At 69.0% G+C, this 17576-nt stretch carries 15 protein-coding genes; 4 read left to right on the top strand and 11 right to left on the bottom strand.

What is annotated here, in order from left to right; translation table 11 throughout:
* The first annotated feature begins 7 nt into the window (after positions 1-7).
* Both ACIA3K_RS07720 and ACIA3K_RS07715 read left to right on the top strand, forming a co-directional pair.
* On the top strand, positions 8-1108 hold the full coding sequence (locus tag ACIA3K_RS07720; RefSeq protein ID WP_396799741.1) for a nucleotidyltransferase family protein: 1101 nt from the start codon (positions 8-10) through the stop codon (positions 1106-1108).
* Between the two features lie 31 nt (positions 1109-1139).
* Positions 1140-1403, top strand: coding sequence for a phosphopantetheine-binding protein (locus tag ACIA3K_RS07715; RefSeq protein WP_396799740.1), 264 nt, complete (start codon positions 1140-1142; stop codon positions 1401-1403).
* A gap of 117 nt (positions 1404-1520) precedes the next feature.
* Here ACIA3K_RS07715 and ACIA3K_RS07710 read toward each other — a convergent pair whose 3' ends face one another.
* The 10 genes from ACIA3K_RS07710 to ACIA3K_RS07665 all read right to left on the bottom strand — a co-directional run bounded on the left by ACIA3K_RS07710 (position 1521) and on the right by ACIA3K_RS07665 (position 13474).
* Positions 1521-1808: an NUDIX domain-containing protein gene (locus ACIA3K_RS07710; protein ID WP_396799785.1), complete on the bottom strand. Its 288-nt coding sequence runs from the start codon at positions 1806-1808 to the stop codon at positions 1521-1523.
* A gap of 64 nt (positions 1809-1872) precedes the next feature.
* Positions 1873-5367 (bottom strand): NACHT domain-containing protein, encoded by a 3495-nt coding sequence (locus ACIA3K_RS07705; protein ID WP_396799739.1) that lies wholly within the window; start codon positions 5365-5367, stop codon positions 1873-1875.
* A 155-nt stretch (positions 5368-5522) separates the two neighbouring features.
* The gene (locus ACIA3K_RS07700; RefSeq protein WP_396799738.1) at positions 5523-6584 is read right to left on the bottom strand and encodes an LLM class flavin-dependent oxidoreductase; all 1062 of its coding nucleotides are present in this window, start codon (positions 6582-6584) and stop codon (positions 5523-5525) included.
* Positions 6585-6646: 62 nt separating this feature from the next.
* On the bottom strand, positions 6647-7882 hold the full coding sequence (locus tag ACIA3K_RS07695; RefSeq protein WP_396799737.1) for a vanadium-dependent haloperoxidase: 1236 nt from the start codon (positions 7880-7882) through the stop codon (positions 6647-6649).
* A 49-nt stretch (positions 7883-7931) separates the two neighbouring features.
* Positions 7932-8996: an aldo/keto reductase gene (locus tag ACIA3K_RS07690; RefSeq protein WP_396799736.1), complete on the bottom strand. Its 1065-nt coding sequence runs from the start codon at positions 8994-8996 to the stop codon at positions 7932-7934.
* 20 nt (positions 8997-9016) lie between these two features.
* Complete coding sequence (locus ACIA3K_RS07685) at positions 9017-10348, bottom strand: LLM class flavin-dependent oxidoreductase (protein ID WP_396799735.1); 1332 nt, start codon at positions 10346-10348, stop codon at positions 9017-9019.
* A gap of 2 nt (positions 10349-10350) precedes the next feature.
* Positions 10351-11088, bottom strand: a complete 738-nt coding sequence (locus ACIA3K_RS07680) for an ABC transporter ATP-binding protein (protein WP_396799734.1) — start codon at positions 11086-11088, stop codon at positions 10351-10353.
* Positions 11064-11900: an ABC transporter permease gene (locus ACIA3K_RS07675; protein WP_396799733.1), complete on the bottom strand. Its 837-nt coding sequence runs from the start codon at positions 11898-11900 to the stop codon at positions 11064-11066. Before ACIA3K_RS07675 ends, ACIA3K_RS07680 begins: the two co-directional genes overlap by 25 nt.
* On the bottom strand, positions 11897-12961 hold the full coding sequence (locus ACIA3K_RS07670; RefSeq protein ID WP_396799732.1) for an ABC transporter substrate-binding protein: 1065 nt from the start codon (positions 12959-12961) through the stop codon (positions 11897-11899). Before ACIA3K_RS07670 ends, ACIA3K_RS07675 begins: the two co-directional genes overlap by 4 nt.
* A complete protein-coding gene (locus tag ACIA3K_RS07665; RefSeq protein WP_396799731.1) occupies positions 12962-13474 on the bottom strand; it encodes a flavin reductase family protein in 513 nt (170 codons plus the stop codon).
* Between the two features lie 356 nt (positions 13475-13830).
* Between ACIA3K_RS07665 and ACIA3K_RS07660 the strand changes: the two genes are divergently transcribed.
* Entirely contained in the window at positions 13831-14913 is a 1083-nt protein-coding gene (locus ACIA3K_RS07660; RefSeq protein ID WP_396799730.1) for a trypsin-like serine peptidase, read from the top strand.
* A gap of 124 nt (positions 14914-15037) precedes the next feature.
* On the opposite strand, the gene ACIA3K_RS07655 is transcribed toward ACIA3K_RS07660, so the two are convergent.
* The gene (locus ACIA3K_RS07655; RefSeq protein ID WP_396799729.1) at positions 15038-15514 is read right to left on the bottom strand and encodes a GNAT family N-acetyltransferase; all 477 of its coding nucleotides are present in this window, start codon (positions 15512-15514) and stop codon (positions 15038-15040) included.
* Positions 15515-15843: 329 nt separating this feature from the next.
* On the opposite strand from ACIA3K_RS07655, the gene ACIA3K_RS07650 reads away from it, so the two are divergent.
* Positions 15844-17487 carry a lectin gene (locus ACIA3K_RS07650; protein ID WP_396799728.1) on the top strand — a complete coding sequence of 548 codons (1644 nt, stop codon included), beginning with the start codon at positions 15844-15846 and terminating at the stop codon, positions 17485-17487.
* The last annotated feature ends 89 nt before the right edge of the window (positions 17488-17576 follow it).

The raw sequence follows: 17576 nt of genomic DNA, 5'->3' as shown, positions 1-17576 counted from the left end.
CGGTTGGATGATCATGGATATTTCAAATGAGGCCCGGCTGCTGATCGACCTGTGCCGGCGCCTGCTTCAGCCCGACTATCAGGCAAGCGAACAAGTAAAGCTATCGGGAGACGAGTGGGCACGGCTGAGCTATCTGGCCGCCTATCACCGGGTGGGCGCGGTCCTCGGTTCCTTTGCTCGATCCCTCAATGCGCCGCTATTCGTCACGACGCTCCTCGAGACCTATTACCTCTACAATCGCGAACGCAGTTGGCTGTTCGCGCAGGAGATCGCGAGCATCACGAAGCGGATGGCTGCTCATGATCTGGAGGTGTTGGTCCGAAAAGGCGGCTATCTTGCCTACTCCATCTACCCGGAAGCCGCGGTCAGGGAGTTCAACGATCTCGATCTCCTCATCCATGAATCCGATCGGGAGCGGGCTTCGGCAGTTCTCACCGAGCTGGGCTATGCGCAGGGCACGTTGACGAAGGACGCCCGCGTCGTCAAACCCATCGCCCGTCGGACCGAGGTGTTCTGGCGGTTGAACGCGTCGTCGGTCCCCATCTTCATCCGCCCGGCGGCCAATGACTACATCAACCACTACCGCGTCGATCTCCGCTTCGGGCTGCTTGAACCGGTCACGGGGAAGAGCCTCCCCATGGAGGACTGGTTCGGCGGGGCCGAGGCCGTCCACGCGTACGGCATGTCGTTCCACGTGGCGTCTCGCGAGCACTTCTTGATCGACGTGGCCGTCCATCTCTACCGCGAAGCGATAACTCTCGCGTCGATCGATGCGAACAAAGACCTCCGCCTGATGCGGTTCCTGGATATCGCGGCGATTTTCGCCAGTGGTGATTCACGGCCGGACGAGGCACGGTTGGGCTCGCTCGTGGAGTCGTACGACCTGTGCCGTGAGGTGTACTACGCACTCCACTTCACCGATATCCTCTTCCCCTCGATCATTCCGCAGGAGCTGCTCGCGCGGCTTCGTCCGGACGATGTGGCCTACCTCGACCAGTACGGCGAGATGGACCATGCCAAAGCGACTTGGCCGATCGACTTCGTCACCAGGCTGTTCGACCCGGAGCGAAGCCGATTTGTCCAGTCTCGGAGCGAACTGCCCAGATGATTTTCGGCGACGCGACTGAGGGGAGAGGGCGATGACGTCCACGGTAAGCGAAAAGGATGCCGCCATCGAGCGGCGGCTGCGGGAGATCCTGGATCGGGACACCGGGATTCCTGATGCGATGGGGATCGACCGGGACACGGATCTCCTCGCCGCCGGTGTGTCGTCGCTCGAGACGGTCACCGTGATCCTGTCGATCGAGGAAGAGTGGGCGATCAGATTCGACGAGGGCGCCCTCTCCAGAAGCCTGTTCAAGTCGCTCGGCACCCTCTGTGCGGGCGTCAGCGAGCGCATCTGACATCGACTCACGGCCTGATGTCCATCGTAGGCGGACGCCGGCACTCGACCCGGTGGGCGGGGTGGCGGCGAAGGATCAGATGACCTTGGTCGTTTCTGACCGCCGCGGCGACGAGTGTCACGAGTAAGCGGCTGTTGACGGAGGACGGACGAGCCGACCGCAGTCCCGAAGGAATCGGGTGACTGACCGAGTGACGGTGGGGACGGCCCACCATCGGCGCTGGTGGCCGATTTTCGCCGTATTCCGCACGTGCACCGCGTCGGCGTGGGGCCGCATGTCCCACTCCGCTACGCCGAGGTACCGCTCGATGCGTGGTCCATGCAGGGCGGTCTCCTCGAATGCCTCGCGCAGCACAGCCTGCTCCGGGAGCTCGCCATCACGAACCGTGCCAGCAGGGACCCGCAGGCCGGATTGATCAAACTGTTCGTCGTCGGCACAACGTTTGACCTGAGTGGAGCGCTTAGGTGTGCTACGGCGTGCGCGTACTGTGGCGTCGGCCCGGCCGAGACGTGAGGTCCCACAGACGCACCCTGAACTCGTCGTCCCGAGTAAGGAGCCGAGTCCCGTCGGAGTTGAAGAAGAACCCGCTCTGGGCCTGATCGATCCACGGTACGGCGACGCGGGAGGCGTCGGGGTTGTACAACCGCAGGTGGCCTCCGCCCCGAACTACGGCCAGGGTCTGCCCACCAGGGCGGAAGGCGACGTATCTGCCGATTCCGTGGATGGTGGCTACGAGCCCGCCGGTCGAGGGGTCCCAGACCTTGAGGTCCTCACCAAACCCGTTGATCGCCACCATTTGCCCGTCAGGGCTGACCATGAGGTCAGCCTCCCCGTCTCGGTCGGTGACGACTCGGTGTATTTCCGATCCCGTGCCGGTGTCCCACAGCGACACGGTCCCGTCGTCAAGCTCGGAGGTGACCAATAGTCGTCCGTCGGCGCTGAAGGCGGGCTCGTTGATCCCGGCTGTGGTCGGCTTCGGTGCCCCAATCGGCTTGCGGCTCCGGACGTCCCAGAGCTGCCAACTGCCGATGGCGACCGCGACCAGGGTCCGGCCGTCGGGACTGAATGCGCTTGGCGGCCCGTAGGGCAGCAACTCTCGGTGTGGGTCGTCGTCAAGAGCCGCTGACCATCCGGTGAAGGGGTTCCATAGCCGGAACCCATCTTGACCAGAGTCGACAGCCAACGTCTGTCCATCCTGAGCCAGGGCGACCACTCTACCGACGTCCACCAGGTGTGATTCGGTATTAGTCCGGGTGTCAAGCGTCAACACCTCTTCGGACAGGCCGTCGACGGCCGTCACGCGCGACCCGTCCGCCGTCATGGCCAGGTGCGAGAAGGCCATCGGTCCGCGCCGGCTTATCCGAACCGTGGTTTCGGCCCGCGTCCTTCCTGTCTGACCATCCCACAAGTGGATCGTTCCGCTCTCGCTGAGAGTCGCCACCACCCGCCCGTCGGAGCTGAAGACCGGGTCCGCCCATGACTCTCCGAGATACACGAAGGCGCGGGGATCCGAGAGTCGGGCGGTGATGGGCAACGCCGCCAGTACGACAGTGGCCACGACGATGACGGCGATCCGCCGGCGGGCGGTCTTCCAACCGCTGCCCGGCACCGGGTCTGGCCCGGGACTTGGCCGCGTCGTCACGCCGATCGGCGATGCCGCCCACCTATCGGCGATGTGTGACCGGACCAGGTCGTGACGGATCTGGTACGCGGCACCAGCCTGGCGGAGGACCCCGCTGTGGTGTGCATCGCGCAGGAATCCCATCAGCCGCCAGGGCAGCTGGCGCCGCAGGGCGAAAGATATCCGGGCAACGGAGTACAACAGCCAGGCCGACGCCGAACCGGCCAGAACGAGGTTCCCGGTCAAGCTGGCCAGGCCGAAGCCCATCGCGAGGATTACTGCGGGAGGGGCCTTGATGTCGAATGCTCCTAGTGCCGCGGCGGAGCAGAGCGTCACCGCCACGATGACACCGCCGACCGTCGCCAGTAGGGCGGTCCGGTCGGCAGCCAGGACCGACCGGGGTGAGAGGCTGTGCTGTGTGTCGGTAACGGGAGAATTCAACCAACGCCCGACACTCAGTACCACGGCGATGAAAGCGGTGGTGACGCCCGCCGAGATCAAGGCCCCTCGAGGGGTAACCCCGATGTCGGCGAGGCCGACGAACGCCACCGGAACCCCGAATAGCAAGCCGACCCCGAGGCCGGGTACGAGATGCGATGACAGCGCTCGCAGGTCCGGCGTGCTGCGACGGGGTAGCCCAGCACGACCGGAGCCGAGCCGGTAGACCAGGACGTGCGATACACCGATCAGGGCCAGGATTGTGGCGATGCTCAGCGGTGACAAGCTGCCGAGAATGTCCACAACGCCTACGCTGACCGCGTCTGCCGCTGGTGCGCCCAGGTACTGGGCGAGGATGACGATCGTACCTATCCCCGACATCACGGCCGCCGCGAGATAGATGTCGCCGATGCCCAAGGCGATGTCCCGCAGGCCGGACCAGCGGGATGGTCTTGGTGGTTCAGGCGATGTGACCCGCGCCGTGTGTAGGGAGCCGATCAGCCCGAGGAAGAAGGAGGTGATGCCGAAGAGAAGCAGCCAGGGCAGGAGCCCAATATCGCGGATCACGACACCGACGATGAGCCCGTAGAACAGGCCCAGAGCCGTGGACACCGCGGTGATCGACGCGATCAGCAGCCAGCGGGGCAGCGTCTGCCCCAGCCGCCACCAGCGCAGGTCGGGGTCCGTCGGTCCCGCCGCCAGACGCCGGATCAGAAACGCGAGCCAGCGGCCAGCGCGATCAGCACGGTCTGCCCCGTACACCGAGGGCAGAAAACGGGACAGTAGTTGCTGCTGGACCGCGTCGGGGTCGTCCAGACCGGCCAGTTCCCCCGGCCTGGATTGTGGTCGCTGGTAGACCTGCCGGGCGAGAGAGATCATCAGGGGGGTCGACAGCGCTGTCGCGATCGGTCCGTCACGATCGGTCCGCAGCGCGGTGGTGACCTGGTCCCAGCGGGTACTGACCAGCGTTTCGCGATCCGTGAGGTATGTCGCCGCGTCCTCGGGATCAACCGGTTCGATTTCCAGGACGACGGCCTGGGGGAGCGCGCCGACCTCGCCGGTTGCCTCGGCGAACTCGTCGGTTCGGCAGGTCACCACCGCGCGAAGCCCAGCGCCGACCGCCTCTTCGAGCCGTTCCAGGGCTGAGCTGCGTACACCGGGTGGCATTTCATCCAGGCCATCGAGCACCGGAATCACTCGGCGCCGGCGCACCAACTGATCCGCCTCGACCGGGCGCAACTGGGGATAGTCCTGACAAATCTGCTGGATGATCCAGCCCTCCACGCCATCCGGCCGGGTCGGGTCCCAACCCGCGGCGGACAACGGCACGGGCACGGCATCCCGCTCTTCATCGGTCGTGACGGCAGCGACGACGTACAGGATCGTGAGAGTGCTCTTGCCTGCCCCCGGCTCGCCGACGATGACGACCTGCCGCAAGCCCGGATCGGCGACGATATCGACAAGGACTGCCCCGGGTGGCGCCCCGTCGTCGGTGACCAGCGAACCCTGACGCTGCGATGTCCGTGGCCCGCGATCCGAGGCGACCTGCACGCTCGGCCGCGTGGTCGGACGCCAGTGCAGCCTAATGGGGCGCGGAAGGTGCAGACTGCGCGCGGCGACCTCCCGCGTCCAGGTCCCGCGTACCGCTTCTCGCAATCGGACCAGGGCAGCTTCCTCGTCCACCTCCGCGGTACGGCCCGCGCGGTTCATCATCCAGATCAGGGGAGCGGCGACCGCCCCGATGTAGCCGAGTACCGCGCCCAGGACGCTGGCCCACTGGTCCGATTCCTCAAGGCCCCGAGAGGACATGAACCAGATCAGGAATCCGAGACCGCCGACGGCGGCAACGAAGAAGGCGACGGTCCTCCAGACCCACGGTGACTTGTGGCGACCGTCCGAGCTCACCTCGCCATTATCGACCACACTGCGTCGGCCCATGGGCCCCGTCGCCCGGGGGGTCAGTCGGATTCACGCGAGCGAATCCGGATCACGGGCTGACATGCTCGGCCGGGCAGTCACGGAACTCCCCAGCACGGCGGACCGGTAAGGGCTACACCGAGTCAGGTGCGCAGCAGCGGCAGCAGTTGTTCGCCCTGACGCCTGATCTCCCCGAGGTACGGCGTGTCGGAGAGCACGAAGTGCGTGACGCCCAGCCGCTGGTATCTGCGCAGCGAACTCGCCACGTCCTCGGCGGAGCCGACCAGCCAGGTGGTGCCCGCTCCGCCGCCACCGAACCTGCCGGGGGTGGTGTAGAGGTTGTCGTCGAGGACCTCTCCGCGTGCGGCGAGGTCGAGCAGGCGGCGCTGGCCGACGGCGGTCTGCCAGTTGTGGTCGCGGGCGACACCGGCGCCCTTGGCCATGGCGGCAACCTTGGCCTCCGCGTCGGCCCAGGCCTCTTCGGTGGTGTCCCGCACCAGTGTGGTGACCCGTAGTCCGAATTCCAGCGGAGCGTGTTCGCGTCCCAGCTTCTCGCTGAGCTGCTTGAGTCGCTCGATCCGATCGGCCACGCCGTCGAGTGGCTCACCCCAGAAGAGCTGGACGTCGGCCTCGGTGGCGGCCACCTCCTCGGCGGCGGGGGAGGCGCCACCGAAGTAGAGCCGGGGGTGGCGGCGCTCGCCTCGGACGAACGGTCGCTGCGCCAGGGTGGACCCGGTTACGGCGAAGTGCTCCCCCTGGTAGGTGACGCTCTCCTGGGTCCACAGCTTGCGCACGATCTGCAGGAACTCTCGGGTACGGGCGTAGCGGTGGGCCGGGTCGCTCTCGCCGTCGCCGTACGCGGCCAGGTCGTCCTTGCCCGAGACGATGTTGATCAACGTGCGGCCCTGGCTGAGGTGGTCGAGGGTCGCGGCGGCGGAGGCGAAGTTGGCGGGCCGCCAGTAGCCCGGTCGGATCGCGATCAGCGGCTGGAACGTGGTCGTCCGGGCGGCGAGCGCGGTGGCCACGGTGAAGGTGTCGGGCCGGCCCCAACCGGTCCCGATGAGCGCGCCGCCCCACCCGTGCTCCTCCAGGGCCCTGGCGTGGTTGGTGAGGGTTTCCAGGCTGTTGTGGTTGTCGATCACGTCGTCGCCGCGGTGGCCGGGCTGGACCTGGTTCGGGATGTACCAGAGGAACTCGAGGCTCATCGGAGGGTCTCCCCGCTCTCGGGGGCGGAACGGCGACAGCCGTCCCGCCCCGATGGGTTCGGTCAGCCGAACAGCTGGCGTGCGTTGCGGAGCGTGTGCGCGGCGACGTCGTGGCCCAGGTGGACGCCGACCTCGTCCGCGGTACGGGTGTGGATGCCCGACCACACCCGGGCGTCGACGTTCTCCCTGGTGGGTCGTCGCCAGTCGCGGTAGGTCCGGGTGGCGCCGGGAAGGCTCGGGCTGGTGATGGTGTACGGCTTTCGGGCCTGCGGCCCGAGCAGTGCGGTGAGCACCTGCTCGGCGGCGCCGGAGTAGGTGTTGTGCCCGCTCGGGTAGTCCGGATGCGCCGGTGTGGTGTGCAGGGGCGTCCAGGCCGGATCCCCGCCCGCGCCGCTCCGGATGGCGGTGACCGGTCGCCAGCGGAGGTGGGCGTACTTGGCGTCGGAGGTCGCGATCTGGGTGTCGACGAGCGCGACGTGGAAGATGGCCACCAGGCTCGCCCGCCCGGCGACCGGCCCGGTGGACTGCGCGAGTGCGGCGCGCAGGATCCCGGTGTAGAGGGTCAGTGAGGAGCCGAGCCAGAAGGTCGCCAGGTCGGTCTGCTGCGGTGTGCGTACGGCGCTGTCCACAGCCCCGTACGCCCGGACCTCGGCGAGGTCCGCCCGGTAGCGCTCCGAGTCCAGCGCGGGCGGTGGACCGGGCCGGTACCGGTCCGGGCGGTCGAGCAGGAACGGCCGGGCGAAGCGGTTTCCGGCCTGCTGAGCGGGGGAGAAGCCCGGTGGGGTGGGCTCCCAGATGCCCGGACCCGGTACGGGGTTCGGATACGCCGGATTGACGGAGGCGGGGTCGAGCCCGTCGCCCGCCCGCTGGCTCAGCAGCGAGCGTGCTTCGGCGCGGCCGGTGGACGTGCCCCGGTCCTTGGCCCGTCCGTCGGGGATCCGGTCCAGTGTGGTCCGCAGTGCCGTGTCGAGCGCGGCGGCATTCTCGGGAATCAGGGTGCTCAGCGCGGTGTGGACGGCGGACGCGAGTGCGGCGTCCCGGTAGTGGCGGGGGTTTCCGGTGGGCGCGGTGCGGGTGGCGCGGGCCGCGGCGAGCCAGCTGATCGCCCACGCGCGGTTGTTGGTGACCTGCGGCCGGGTGCCGGTCGCGACGGCGGCAGCGGTGGCGTCGTACCACTCCAGAGCGGTGTCGGTCGTGGTGGTGGCGGCGGCCGGCACGGCGGGCAGGCCGGTGACCAGGACGGCGGCGGCGATCATCGCCACACCACGGCGCCAGCCGCGGCGGCTCGACAGGATCATGATGCGGTGGCTCCTCGCGGGGGAAGGGTGCAGGGGGAGGAAAGGCTGCTCATCGGGCCGGTCCGGCGGCGCGTGGCGTCGTCCCGCCGCGTCGGCGGTTGGCCGGATCGCTCAGCGACGGCGGCTGGTAGCCGGCGTCGGCGGGGTTCAGGGTGGTGCCGGGCGGGACGATGGCGTCGATGCGGGCGAGTACGTCCTCGGACAGGGTCACCTTGGCGGCGCCGAGCTGAGACTCCAGGTGTGCCAGGGTGCGCGGTCCGATGATCGCCGACGTGATCGCGGGGTGTTCGAGGACGAAGGCGATCGCGAGATGGATGAGGGAGAGCCCGGCCTCGTCGGCGAGTGTGGTCAGTTCGTCGACGGCGGCCAGCTTGGCGGCGTTGGCGGGCAGGGTCGGGTCGAACCGGGCCGGGAACCGTTCGGCGCGTCCGGAGATCGGCGCCTTCAGACCGGAGTGGTAGCGGCCGGACAGCCACCCGCCCGCCAGCGGGCTCCACCCGATGACCGCCAGCCCGTACCGCTGGGCCACCGGTAGCACCTCGCGCTCGATGCCGCGGGCCAGAATCGAGTACGGCGGCTGCTCGCTGACCACCCGCTCCCGGCCGCGTCGTTGCGCGATCCACTGCCCCTCGACGATCGCGGACGGCTCGAACGTGGACGTGCCGATGTAGCGGATCTTGCCCTGGCGTACCAGGTCGGTGAGGGCGCCGAGGGTTTCGTCGAAGTCGGTCTCCGGCTCCGGCCGGTGTGCCTGGTAGAGGTCGATCCAGTCGGTGCCCAGCCGGCGCAGGCTGTTCTCCACCGCTTGGACGATCCAGCGGCGTGAGTTGCCGCGGTGTTGCGGGTTGTCACCGACCTGGCCGTGGAACTTGGTGGCCAGGAAGACGTCGTCTCGTCGCCCGCCCGCGAGGGCCTTTCCGACGATCTCCTCCGACTCGCCGTTGGAGTAGATGTCCGCGGTGTCGATGGCGTTGATGCCCTCGTCGAGGGCCCGGTGGATGATCCGGATGCCGTCTGCGTGGTCCGGGTCGCCCTGTCGTCCGAAGTTCATCGCGCCCAGGGTCAGGGAGCTGATGCGGACGCCGGTGCGTCCGAAGGGCCGTTGGTCGACCATGACTTCTCCTTGCCGGTGGGTCAGCGGGACGCGGTGGTGAGCTGCCGCGTGAACTGGTTCGTCGGTCGGGTCAGCCCGTAGTGCTCGCGCAGGGTGGTCCCGGTGTACTCGGTGCGGAACAGCTTGCGGCGTTGCAGGATCGGCACGACGTGGTCGACGAACGTCTCCAACCCGGACGGCAGCACCGGAGGCATGATGTTGAAGCCGTCGGCCGCGCCGCTGCGGTACCACTGCTCGATGGCGTCGGCGACCTGCTCCGGCGTGCCGGCGAACGTGCGGTGTCCGCGCCCGCCGCCGAGCCGGCCGATGAGCTGGCGGACGGTCAGGCGTTCGCGCCGGGCCAGGGTGACGATCAGCGTGTAGCGGCTCTTGGCGCCCTCGATCTCGTCCTCGCTCGGCAGGTCGGCGGGGAGTTCCCGGTCCAGGTCGAGGTCCTCCGGGGCGACCCGCAACGTCGTGGCGAGCTGCTGCTGGGCGTACTCCGGTTTGATCAACCGGTCCAACTCCTCCTCCAGCGCGCGGGCCTCGGCCTCGGTGGCCCCGATGGCCGGCACGATGCCCGGCAGGATCTTGATGGTGTCCGGGTCGCGGCCGACCTTCGCGGCGCGCTGCTTTAGGTCGCGGTAGAACGCCTGCGCCTCGCCGAGCGTCTGCTGGGCGGTGAAGACGGCCTCCGCGTAGCGGGCGGCCAGGTCCTTGCCGTCCTCGGACGACCCGGCCTGCACCAGCAGTGGATAGCCCTGGGGTGAGCGCGGGACGTTGAGTGGGCCAGCCACCTTGAAGTACCGCCCGGAGTGCTCCGGCGGATAGAGCAGCTCGTCGTCGCCCCACCGCCCGGCGTCCTTGTCGCCGAGCGGCGCGGCGTCGTCCCAGCTGTCCCAGAGTTTCTGGGACACCTCGATGAACTCGGCCGCCCGCTCGTACCGGTCCCGGTGCGCCGGCAGGTCGTCCAGGTTGAAGTTGCGGGCCGCCTTCTCGCCGGCGGTGGTGACGATGTTCCAGCCGGCCCGGCCGCCACTGACGTGGTCCAGCGAGGCGAAGCGGCGGGCCAGGTTGAACGGCTCGTTGTACGTCGTCGACGCCGTCGCGATGAGCCCGATGTGGCTCGTCGCCCCGGCCAGGGCGGTGAGCAGGACGGTCGGTTCCAACGTGCCGCCCGGCCGTCGACCGATGCTGTTCCAGAGCACCGGGCTGTCGGCGAGGAACAGCGAGTCGAGCTTGCCGCGCTCGGCAATCCGGGCCAGGCGCGTGAAGTGTTCGACGTCGGTCTGCGCGAACGGGTCGCTGTCGGGCAGGCGCCAGGCGGCCTCGTGGTGGCCGACGCCCATCAGGAACGCGTTGAGATGCAGCATGGTCATCCTTCGGTCTGGTCGACACCGAGCGCCCGCAGCAGGGTTTCGCGGTACGCGAGGAACTGCGGCTGTCGGTACGACCTCGGGGCGGGCAGGTCGATGGCGAGGTCGACGGCGATCCGACCGCTGTCCAGCAGCAGCACGCGGTCCGCGAGAGTGATGGCTTCGTCGACGTCGTGGGTCACGAGCAGCACCGTGGGTCGGTGTCGGGCATGCAGCACGCGCAGGAGGGCGTGCATGCGCAGGCGGGTCAGCGCGTCCAGCGCGCCGAACGGCTCATCGGCGAGCAGGAGGTCCGGTTCGGACACCAGCGCCCGGGCCAGCGCCACGCGTTGCTGCTCGCCGCCGGACAGCTCATTGGGCCAGGCCCGTTCCCGGCCGTCGAGGCCGACCTCGGCGAGCGCGGCACGGCCACGTTCGGTGGCGTCCGACCCGCGCAGGCCGAGGACGACGTTGTCCAGCACGCGCTGCCACGGCAGGAGACGGGCATCCTGGAAGACGACAGATGATTTTTCCGGTACGTCGATCAGGCCTGCGCCGGTGGCGTCGCCGTCCAGGCCGGCGAGTGCACGCAGCATGGTGCTCTTGCCCGAGCCGCTGCGCCCCAGCAGCGCGACGAACTCGCCACTGGTGATCTCCAGGTCGAATCCGTCGAGGATCACCCGGTCCCCGAATCCTCGCGCCAGGCCGTGCACGCGCACGGCGCGGGACGCGGTCAGTCCGCCAGCGTGCGTCGCCACGACAGCGCCCTCCTCTGCGCGAGCCGGACGGCGCCGTCGGACAGCAGCCCGAGCAGTCCGTACAGCACGAGCCCAACGATGATCACGTCGGTCTGGCCGTACTCGCGGGCCAGCTCCATCATGTAGCCGATGCCGCTGGTGGAGTTGATCTGCTCGACGACCACCAGGGACAGCCACGCCCCGACGACCGCGAACCGCATGCCGAGCAGGAAGCCGGGCAGGGCGCCGGGCAGCACGATCCGGCGGATGAAGGCGGTACGGCGCAGCCGTAGCGACTCGCCCAGTTCGACGTACCGGCTGTCGATGGTGCGCAGCCCGTTGTGGGTATGTATGTAGACGGGAACGAACACGCCAAGCGTGATGGTGATGACCTTCATCTGCTCGCCGATGCCGAACCAGAGAACGAGCAGCGGAATCAGCGCGAGGGCCGGGATGGCCCGTTTGATCTGGACCGGGCCGTCGAGGATGGCCTCGCCCCACCGGCTCAGACCGGCGAGCACGGCCAGCACCGTGCCGACGGCCGTGCCGATGGCCAGGCCCAGGCCCGCCCGTTGAGCCGAGATGGCCAGGTTGTCCTGCAACCGGCCGTCGGCGATGAGGTCACCTGCCGTGGTCACCACGGTCCAGGGCGCCGACAGGGTGCGGGGGTCGATCCAGCCGGTTGCCGAGCCGGCCGCCCACACCGCCAGCAGCAGGGTCGGGCCGATCGCCGCCCCGAACGGGATGGGGCGGCGCGGAGTGAGCCGGCGTCGCGGCCGGCCGACGGGAAGGGCGGCGTCCGACCGGGGTCGGACCAGGGTCGAGGCGCTCACTGGGCACCTCCGGCGGTCAGGGCCTGCGCGCCCAGCGATTCGTACCGCCGGTCGTACAGGTCCTCAGCCGTGAGGCGCTTGTTGCCGGTCTCCTTCGCCAGCAGGTCGATGGTCTCCTGGTGCCGAGCGATGGCCTCGGTCCAGCTCGCCGGGATGTCGGCCACGCCACTGTTGGCGACCAGCCACCTGCCGTCGTCGGCGGTCAGGCCCTGGTCCTTGACGTAGTAGCGCTCGATCCACTCGTCCGGATTGGCCTCGCGCCACCGCCATGCCCGCGCCCACGCCTGCACGTACTCGCGGATCGCCGCGGCCTTCGCCGGATCACCGAGCACGGTGACGGGCGCGTACAGGTGACCGGGGTCGTCGCGCAGGCCGTGCGCGATCGTCGTGCCGCCGTCCCGGGTGTACTTGGTCTCGTACCGCTTGATCTGCACACCGCCGATGGGCGCCACCTCGACCTGGCGGCTGGCGAGCGCGGTGTTGTAGACGTCGCCCGTGCTCGGCAGCTCGACCAGCTTGACGTCCTTCTTGGTGAGGCCGGCCTTGTGCAGTACCCGCAGTACCAGTGCGCCCTGCGCCTGGCCCGGGCTGTACGCGATCTTCTTCCCCGCGAGGTCGGTGAGGGTGGCGACCGTGACGCCCGGTGCGATGCCGAGCCGGTAGATGGCGTGGTTGAGGGGGTCCTGGCGGAACTTCGAGGCCACGATCTTCGTGGGGATGCCCGTCCAGTGCGAGTGGATCGGCGGGATGTCCGCCACCGAGCCGATGTCCAGCGCCTTCGCGCGGAACGCCTCCAGGGTCTGCGGGCCGCCGCTGATGTTCGCCCACTCCACCTCGAAGCTGAACTTGTCCGCCTCGCCGGAGAACTCGATCGCCTTCTGGTGCTCCTTGTCCCCGACGACGAGCTTGGTGCCCTTCGGCACGGCCTGCGGCAGCGGAGCGCCCGCGGCCAACGCCGCAACGGGTGGGTCGTCACCGGCGCAGCCGGTCAGGCCCAGTGTGACCGCGCCGACGGTCGCGGCCAGGAAGGCCCGACGGTCCAGGAGGGATGGTGAGGTCACTTACAACTCCTTCGTCGCTGGTTGCAGGGCGGCGTAGCGCCCCATGTGGTAGAGCAGAGGCGCACCGTCGCGGTGGCTGGCGACCAGCGGTTCGGCGATCACGATGGTGTGGTCGCCCGCGGGTACCCGTTGGGTCACGCGACACAGGAGCCACGCGACCGGCTCGTCCAGCAGCGGCACCCGGTGCGGCCCGTACCGCCACGCCGGATGTGCCGCGAACCGGTCGATGCCACTCGTCGCGAAGGTCCGCGCGACGTCCTCCTGGTCCTCACCGAGCAGGTGCACCGCGACGTGCTCCGCGTCGGCGATCGTCGGCCAGCTCGACGACGATCGGGCCAGGCAGAACGACACCAACGGCGGCCGTAGCGACACCGACGTGAGCGAGGAGACGGTGAACCCGACCGGTGGCTCGCCCGCGGCGGTGACCACCGCGACCCCGGCGGCGTGCCGCCGCAGAAGAGCACGAAACATGGTCGCGTCGAGCGGGGTCACGGGTTCGGCGATGACGGTCATGGCTGTCCTCCTGGGTCGACGACGACAGCTACGCGCCGTCACGGGTACGCGTGGACCCAGGGCGGCGAGCAACCGTCGATCGGTACGAGGAATCGGCTGCCGGTCGTCGTCGAGTCGGCGGCGCGAGGGGAAACAGGGAGGATCGCGGGCTCAGCGGCAGCAGCCGCAGGCGGCGGTCCAGCCACGGCAGCATCCCCGCGACACCGCGATGGCGGTGCCCTGAAGCAGGGTGTGTTGGCTGGTCACGGATACGACGCTAACCTACATCTCCTATGTGTCAAGTAGGATTTCAGGCGCTGAGACATCCACAACGCTTTCTGACAGGTTCCTAACACCCGATCCGTAGGTTGTCGCGCATGACGACACCAACACGCCGCTGGTCCGGCGAGGGCAGACGCGTCTCGATCATGCTGACGTCGGCGATGCTGGTTCTCGGTGGTGGGACAGCCATGCCGGGCGTGGCCACCGCGGCTGTCCCGTCGGCGGTCGGCCGGGCGGCGAGCGTGGCGACGCACGAGCAGGCCGTCAGCTCCGCCGAGCGGCAGGCGGTCCTCGACTACTGGACCTCGGCGCGGCTCGCGGCACTGAACGAGCCCCTGTCCGCCAATCCTCCGACCAGCGGACCGGACGGTGCTCCCTGGACCCGGTCCAACGCCGTGGTGCAGACCGTGGGCCGGCTCTTCTTCACCAGCCGGGGCGAGGACTCCAGTTGCACGGCGACCGTCGTCGACAGCGCCAACCGGAGCACCGTGGTGACGGCCGGGCACTGCGTACACAGCACCGACCTTCTCGGCGAGAACGGCGAGTGGGCGACGCAGGTGATGTTCGTACCCGGCTACAGTGCGGGTCGGGCGCCCTACGGCAGGTTCGTTGGACGCGTCGCGGTCGTCGATTCGGCCTGGACGCGGAACGATGGCCAGGACCCGACGTTCGACTCGTACGACCAGGCCTTCGTCGTCCTCAACAAGAATGAGCGTGGCCGGCGGGTGCAGGACGCGGTCGGGGCCGCGCAGAGCGTCGGCTTCGACGTGCCGGGGGCGCAGAGGGTCGTCCAGTTCGGATACCCACGCTCCGCCTCCGACCCGGCCAGGGAGGGCCTCGCGGAGTACACCGGGCGGCGACTGGCCTACTGCGCGGGCCGGGCCTGGGAGCATCCCGGCACCGCCGACTGGCCCACTCCGAAGGGCCAGTGGGGTGCGGCCTGCGTGATGGGTGGTGGCTCCAGCGGCGGCCCGCGCATGGCGGGATTCGATCCCCTGTCCGGCCTGGGAAGCGTCGTGGGCGTCAACACCTGGGCCGACTACTTCGACGCCACCCACGAGGTGTGTGAATCCGACAACGAGACCTGCACCCGTCACCTGATCGGTCCCCAGTTCACCTCAGCGATCACCAGGCCGCTCTACGACCGCGCCCAGCGGGCCGGGACGGGTAACTCCTGACCTCTGCCGGGGGCGGATGCGGTCCTGAGCGGCACACCTTTCAGGTGTGCCGCTCAGCAGCGCCTCGACACGGCGCGCGGCCGCGGCGGATGAGGGCGACCGTCGCGCAGCCACCTGCCGTCGTTCAGCCGATGCGATCGACGATCGCGCCGAAGTGCCGGGCCAGCCGCAGGGCGCGTACGTTGTCCGGCGCGATGTAGGCCTGTTGAACGAGGTGCCCGTGCGCGGCGGCCAGTCCGGCCAGCCACCGGGCGACCGCCGTACCGACGCCGATGTCCTGCCAGTCGTCGGCGATCAGTATCGCGACCTCCGGCGGCGCGTGCTCCTGCCAGAGGAGATGGGCGAGGCCCACCAGGCGATCCTGGTCACACGTCGAGATCAGGACGGTATAGCCGTTGTCGGGTCGGGTCAGGTGTCGCCACTCGCTCGCCCGGATCCGGTTCCGGCCCGCGTGGTAGCGGGCCACCCGGCTTGCGGCGGAGCAGTTTCGCAGGTGAAAGTGATTGACGAGGTCCAGGTCGCCGGCCGCGGCCCGGCGTATCCGCAGCCGGTGACCCGCCGCGGTGGCCACCTCGGCGGCCGAGCCGGCTGCCTCCCGCACTGTTTCAGAGCACACATTCACGAGAAGCCTCATTCAGCGGAATCGGGGATGATCCAAGGTCCGTACCGGCCCTCCACCTGGCAAGATGCTCGCGGCGGAGGACAAAGTTCGGGGCCGACGGGATGACCCGGCTCACATCCGGCCACTGACCGGGCGCAGCGGTCGGCCGTCGACGATCCGCGGCCGGAATCCTCGTACTCTTAAGGTTCTTTGAAGTTCTTCCGCTCCACTTGATGCTCGGCAAACCGGCTCACTAACCTCATCCCGTCCGGATCACCCTCAGCTCCACGATCCGGGCGAAACGTCCCCTGAGGAAAGTTGCCACTGTCATGAGGCTGTCCCGCCGTACCCTGCTCGGCTCCGCGATGGCCGGCACCGCGGCCACCGTCGCCGGCGTCTCGCTCGACGCCCTGACGGCCGGTCCCGCCGCTGCCGCGGTCAGCCCGCCCGGCGACGTGGTCGGCAAGATCACCGTCGGCTACCAGGGGTGGTTCACCGGGGCCGGCGACGGAAGCCCGTTGTCGGGCTGGTGGCACTACGGTCAGGACTGGCAGAAGACCCCGTCGCCCGTCAACGAGGCGCTCAAGTCGTGGCCGGACGTGCGCGACTACGACCGGGTGTACAAGACCGGATACCAGAACCTGGGCAACGGGCAGCCCGCGTCGCTCTTCTCGTCCTACGACCAGCAGACCGTGGACACGCACTTCCGCTGGATGCGGGAGAACGGGCTGGACACCGCCGCGCTACAGCGCTTCAACCCGGTCGGCGGAGAGGGGCCGATCCGCGACGCCGTCACGATCAAGGTCCGCAACGCGGCCGAGGAGTTCGGCCGCAAGTTCTACATCATGTACGACGTCAGCGGCTGGACGGACATGCAGCAGCAGATCAAGGACGACTGGACGAACAAGATGAAGGCGTACACCGTCTCCCCGGCGTACGCGAGGCAGAACGGCAAGCCCGTCGTCGGCATCTGGGGATTCGGCTTCAACGACAGCAACCATCCGTGGAGCGCCCCGGTCTGCCTGGACGTCATCAACTGGTTCAAGGCGCAGGGCGTGTACGTCATGGGTGGTACGCCGACGCACTGGCGCAGCGGCGACAGCAACGGCGACTCGCGGTCCGGCTTCTCCGACGTCTACCACGCGTACGACATGATCTCGCCGTGGATGGTGGGCCGGATCGGTGACGTCTCCGGGTCGGACTGGTTCTACACGAACGTCACGCTGCCCGACGTGCAGGACTGCGTGGCGCACGGCATCGACTACCAGCCCTGCGTGCTCCCCGGTGACCTGCAGGAACGTCAGCGTGCGCACGGTGACTTCATGTGGCGGCAGTTCTACAACGTGATCAGAGCCGGCGCGCCGGCGATCTACATCTCCATGTTCGACGAATACAACGAGGGCAACCAGATCGCCAAGACGGCCGAGACGGCCGCGTTCGTCCCGGTCGGCTCGAAGTTCCTGCCGTTGGACGAGGACGGCACGAAGTGCTCGGCGGACTACTACCTGCGGCTCAGCGGTGACGGTGGTCGGATGCTCAAGGGCGCGATCGCGTTGACCCCTACCCGCCCGACCGCACCGGTGCTCGGCTCCACTCCGACCCCGCCCGCCGCCGTCGGAATCCGAGCCCGGGCCAACGGCCGCTTCGTCGGAGGCTCGCCGTTGGTCGCCTCGCTGACCTCGGCGTCGGAGACCTTCACCGTCGTCGACGCCGGTGGCGGTCTGGTGGCCCTTCGATCCAGCAGGACCGGCAAGTACGTCTGCGCGGAGGAGGCCGGCGCGGCGGCGTTGGTGGCCGACCGCGACGCGATCGGCGGCTGGGAGACGTTCACGAAGGTGACGAACCCGGACGGCAGCGTCAGTTTCCGCAGCGCCGCGAACGGCAGGTACGTCTGCGCGGAGGACGCCGGCGCCGGGGCCCTGATCGCGAACCGCACGGCGATCGGCCCGTGGGAGTCCTTCGACCTCGTCTAGAACCAGAGCGGCGTGGGGAAGTCGGCCTCGGCGGCGCGGCCCAACCACCACCACACGCCGGTGACACGCCACCGCGCGGCCCCGACCGG

This window comes from Micromonospora sp. NPDC051543, assembly GCF_044454415.1.
Taxonomy (GTDB): Bacteria; Actinomycetota; Actinomycetes; order Mycobacteriales; family Micromonosporaceae; genus Micromonospora.
The sequence above is the reverse complement of the archived record's forward strand: the minus strand, read 5'-3'. Positions and strand labels throughout refer to the sequence as shown.

What these genes read in the sequence shown, in the direction of transcription:
- ACIA3K_RS07720 (WP_396799741.1), top strand. Translation starts at nt 8, where the DNA reads ATGATCATGGATATTTCAAATGAGGCCCGGCTGCTGATCGACCTGTGC.
- ACIA3K_RS07715 (WP_396799740.1), top strand. Translation starts at nt 1,140, where the DNA reads ATGACGTCCACGGTAAGCGAAAAGGATGCCGCCATCGAGCGGCGGCTG.
- ACIA3K_RS07700 (WP_396799738.1), bottom strand. Translation starts at nt 6,584, where the DNA reads ATGAGCCTCGAGTTCCTCTGGTACATCCCGAACCAGGTCCAGCCCGGC.
- ACIA3K_RS07695 (WP_396799737.1), bottom strand. Translation starts at nt 7,882, where the DNA reads ATGATCCTGTCGAGCCGCCGCGGCTGGCGCCGTGGTGTGGCGATGATC.
- ACIA3K_RS07690 (WP_396799736.1), bottom strand. Translation starts at nt 8,996, where the DNA reads ATGGTCGACCAACGGCCCTTCGGACGCACCGGCGTCCGCATCAGCTCC.
- ACIA3K_RS07685 (WP_396799735.1), bottom strand. Translation starts at nt 10,348, where the DNA reads ATGCTGCATCTCAACGCGTTCCTGATGGGCGTCGGCCACCACGAGGCC.
- ACIA3K_RS07665 (WP_396799731.1), bottom strand. Translation starts at nt 13,474, where the DNA reads ATGACCGTCATCGCCGAACCCGTGACCCCGCTCGACGCGACCATGTTT.
- ACIA3K_RS07660 (WP_396799730.1), top strand. Translation starts at nt 13,831, where the DNA reads ATGACGACACCAACACGCCGCTGGTCCGGCGAGGGCAGACGCGTCTCG.
- ACIA3K_RS07650 (WP_396799728.1), top strand. Translation starts at nt 15,844, where the DNA reads ATGAGGCTGTCCCGCCGTACCCTGCTCGGCTCCGCGATGGCCGGCACC.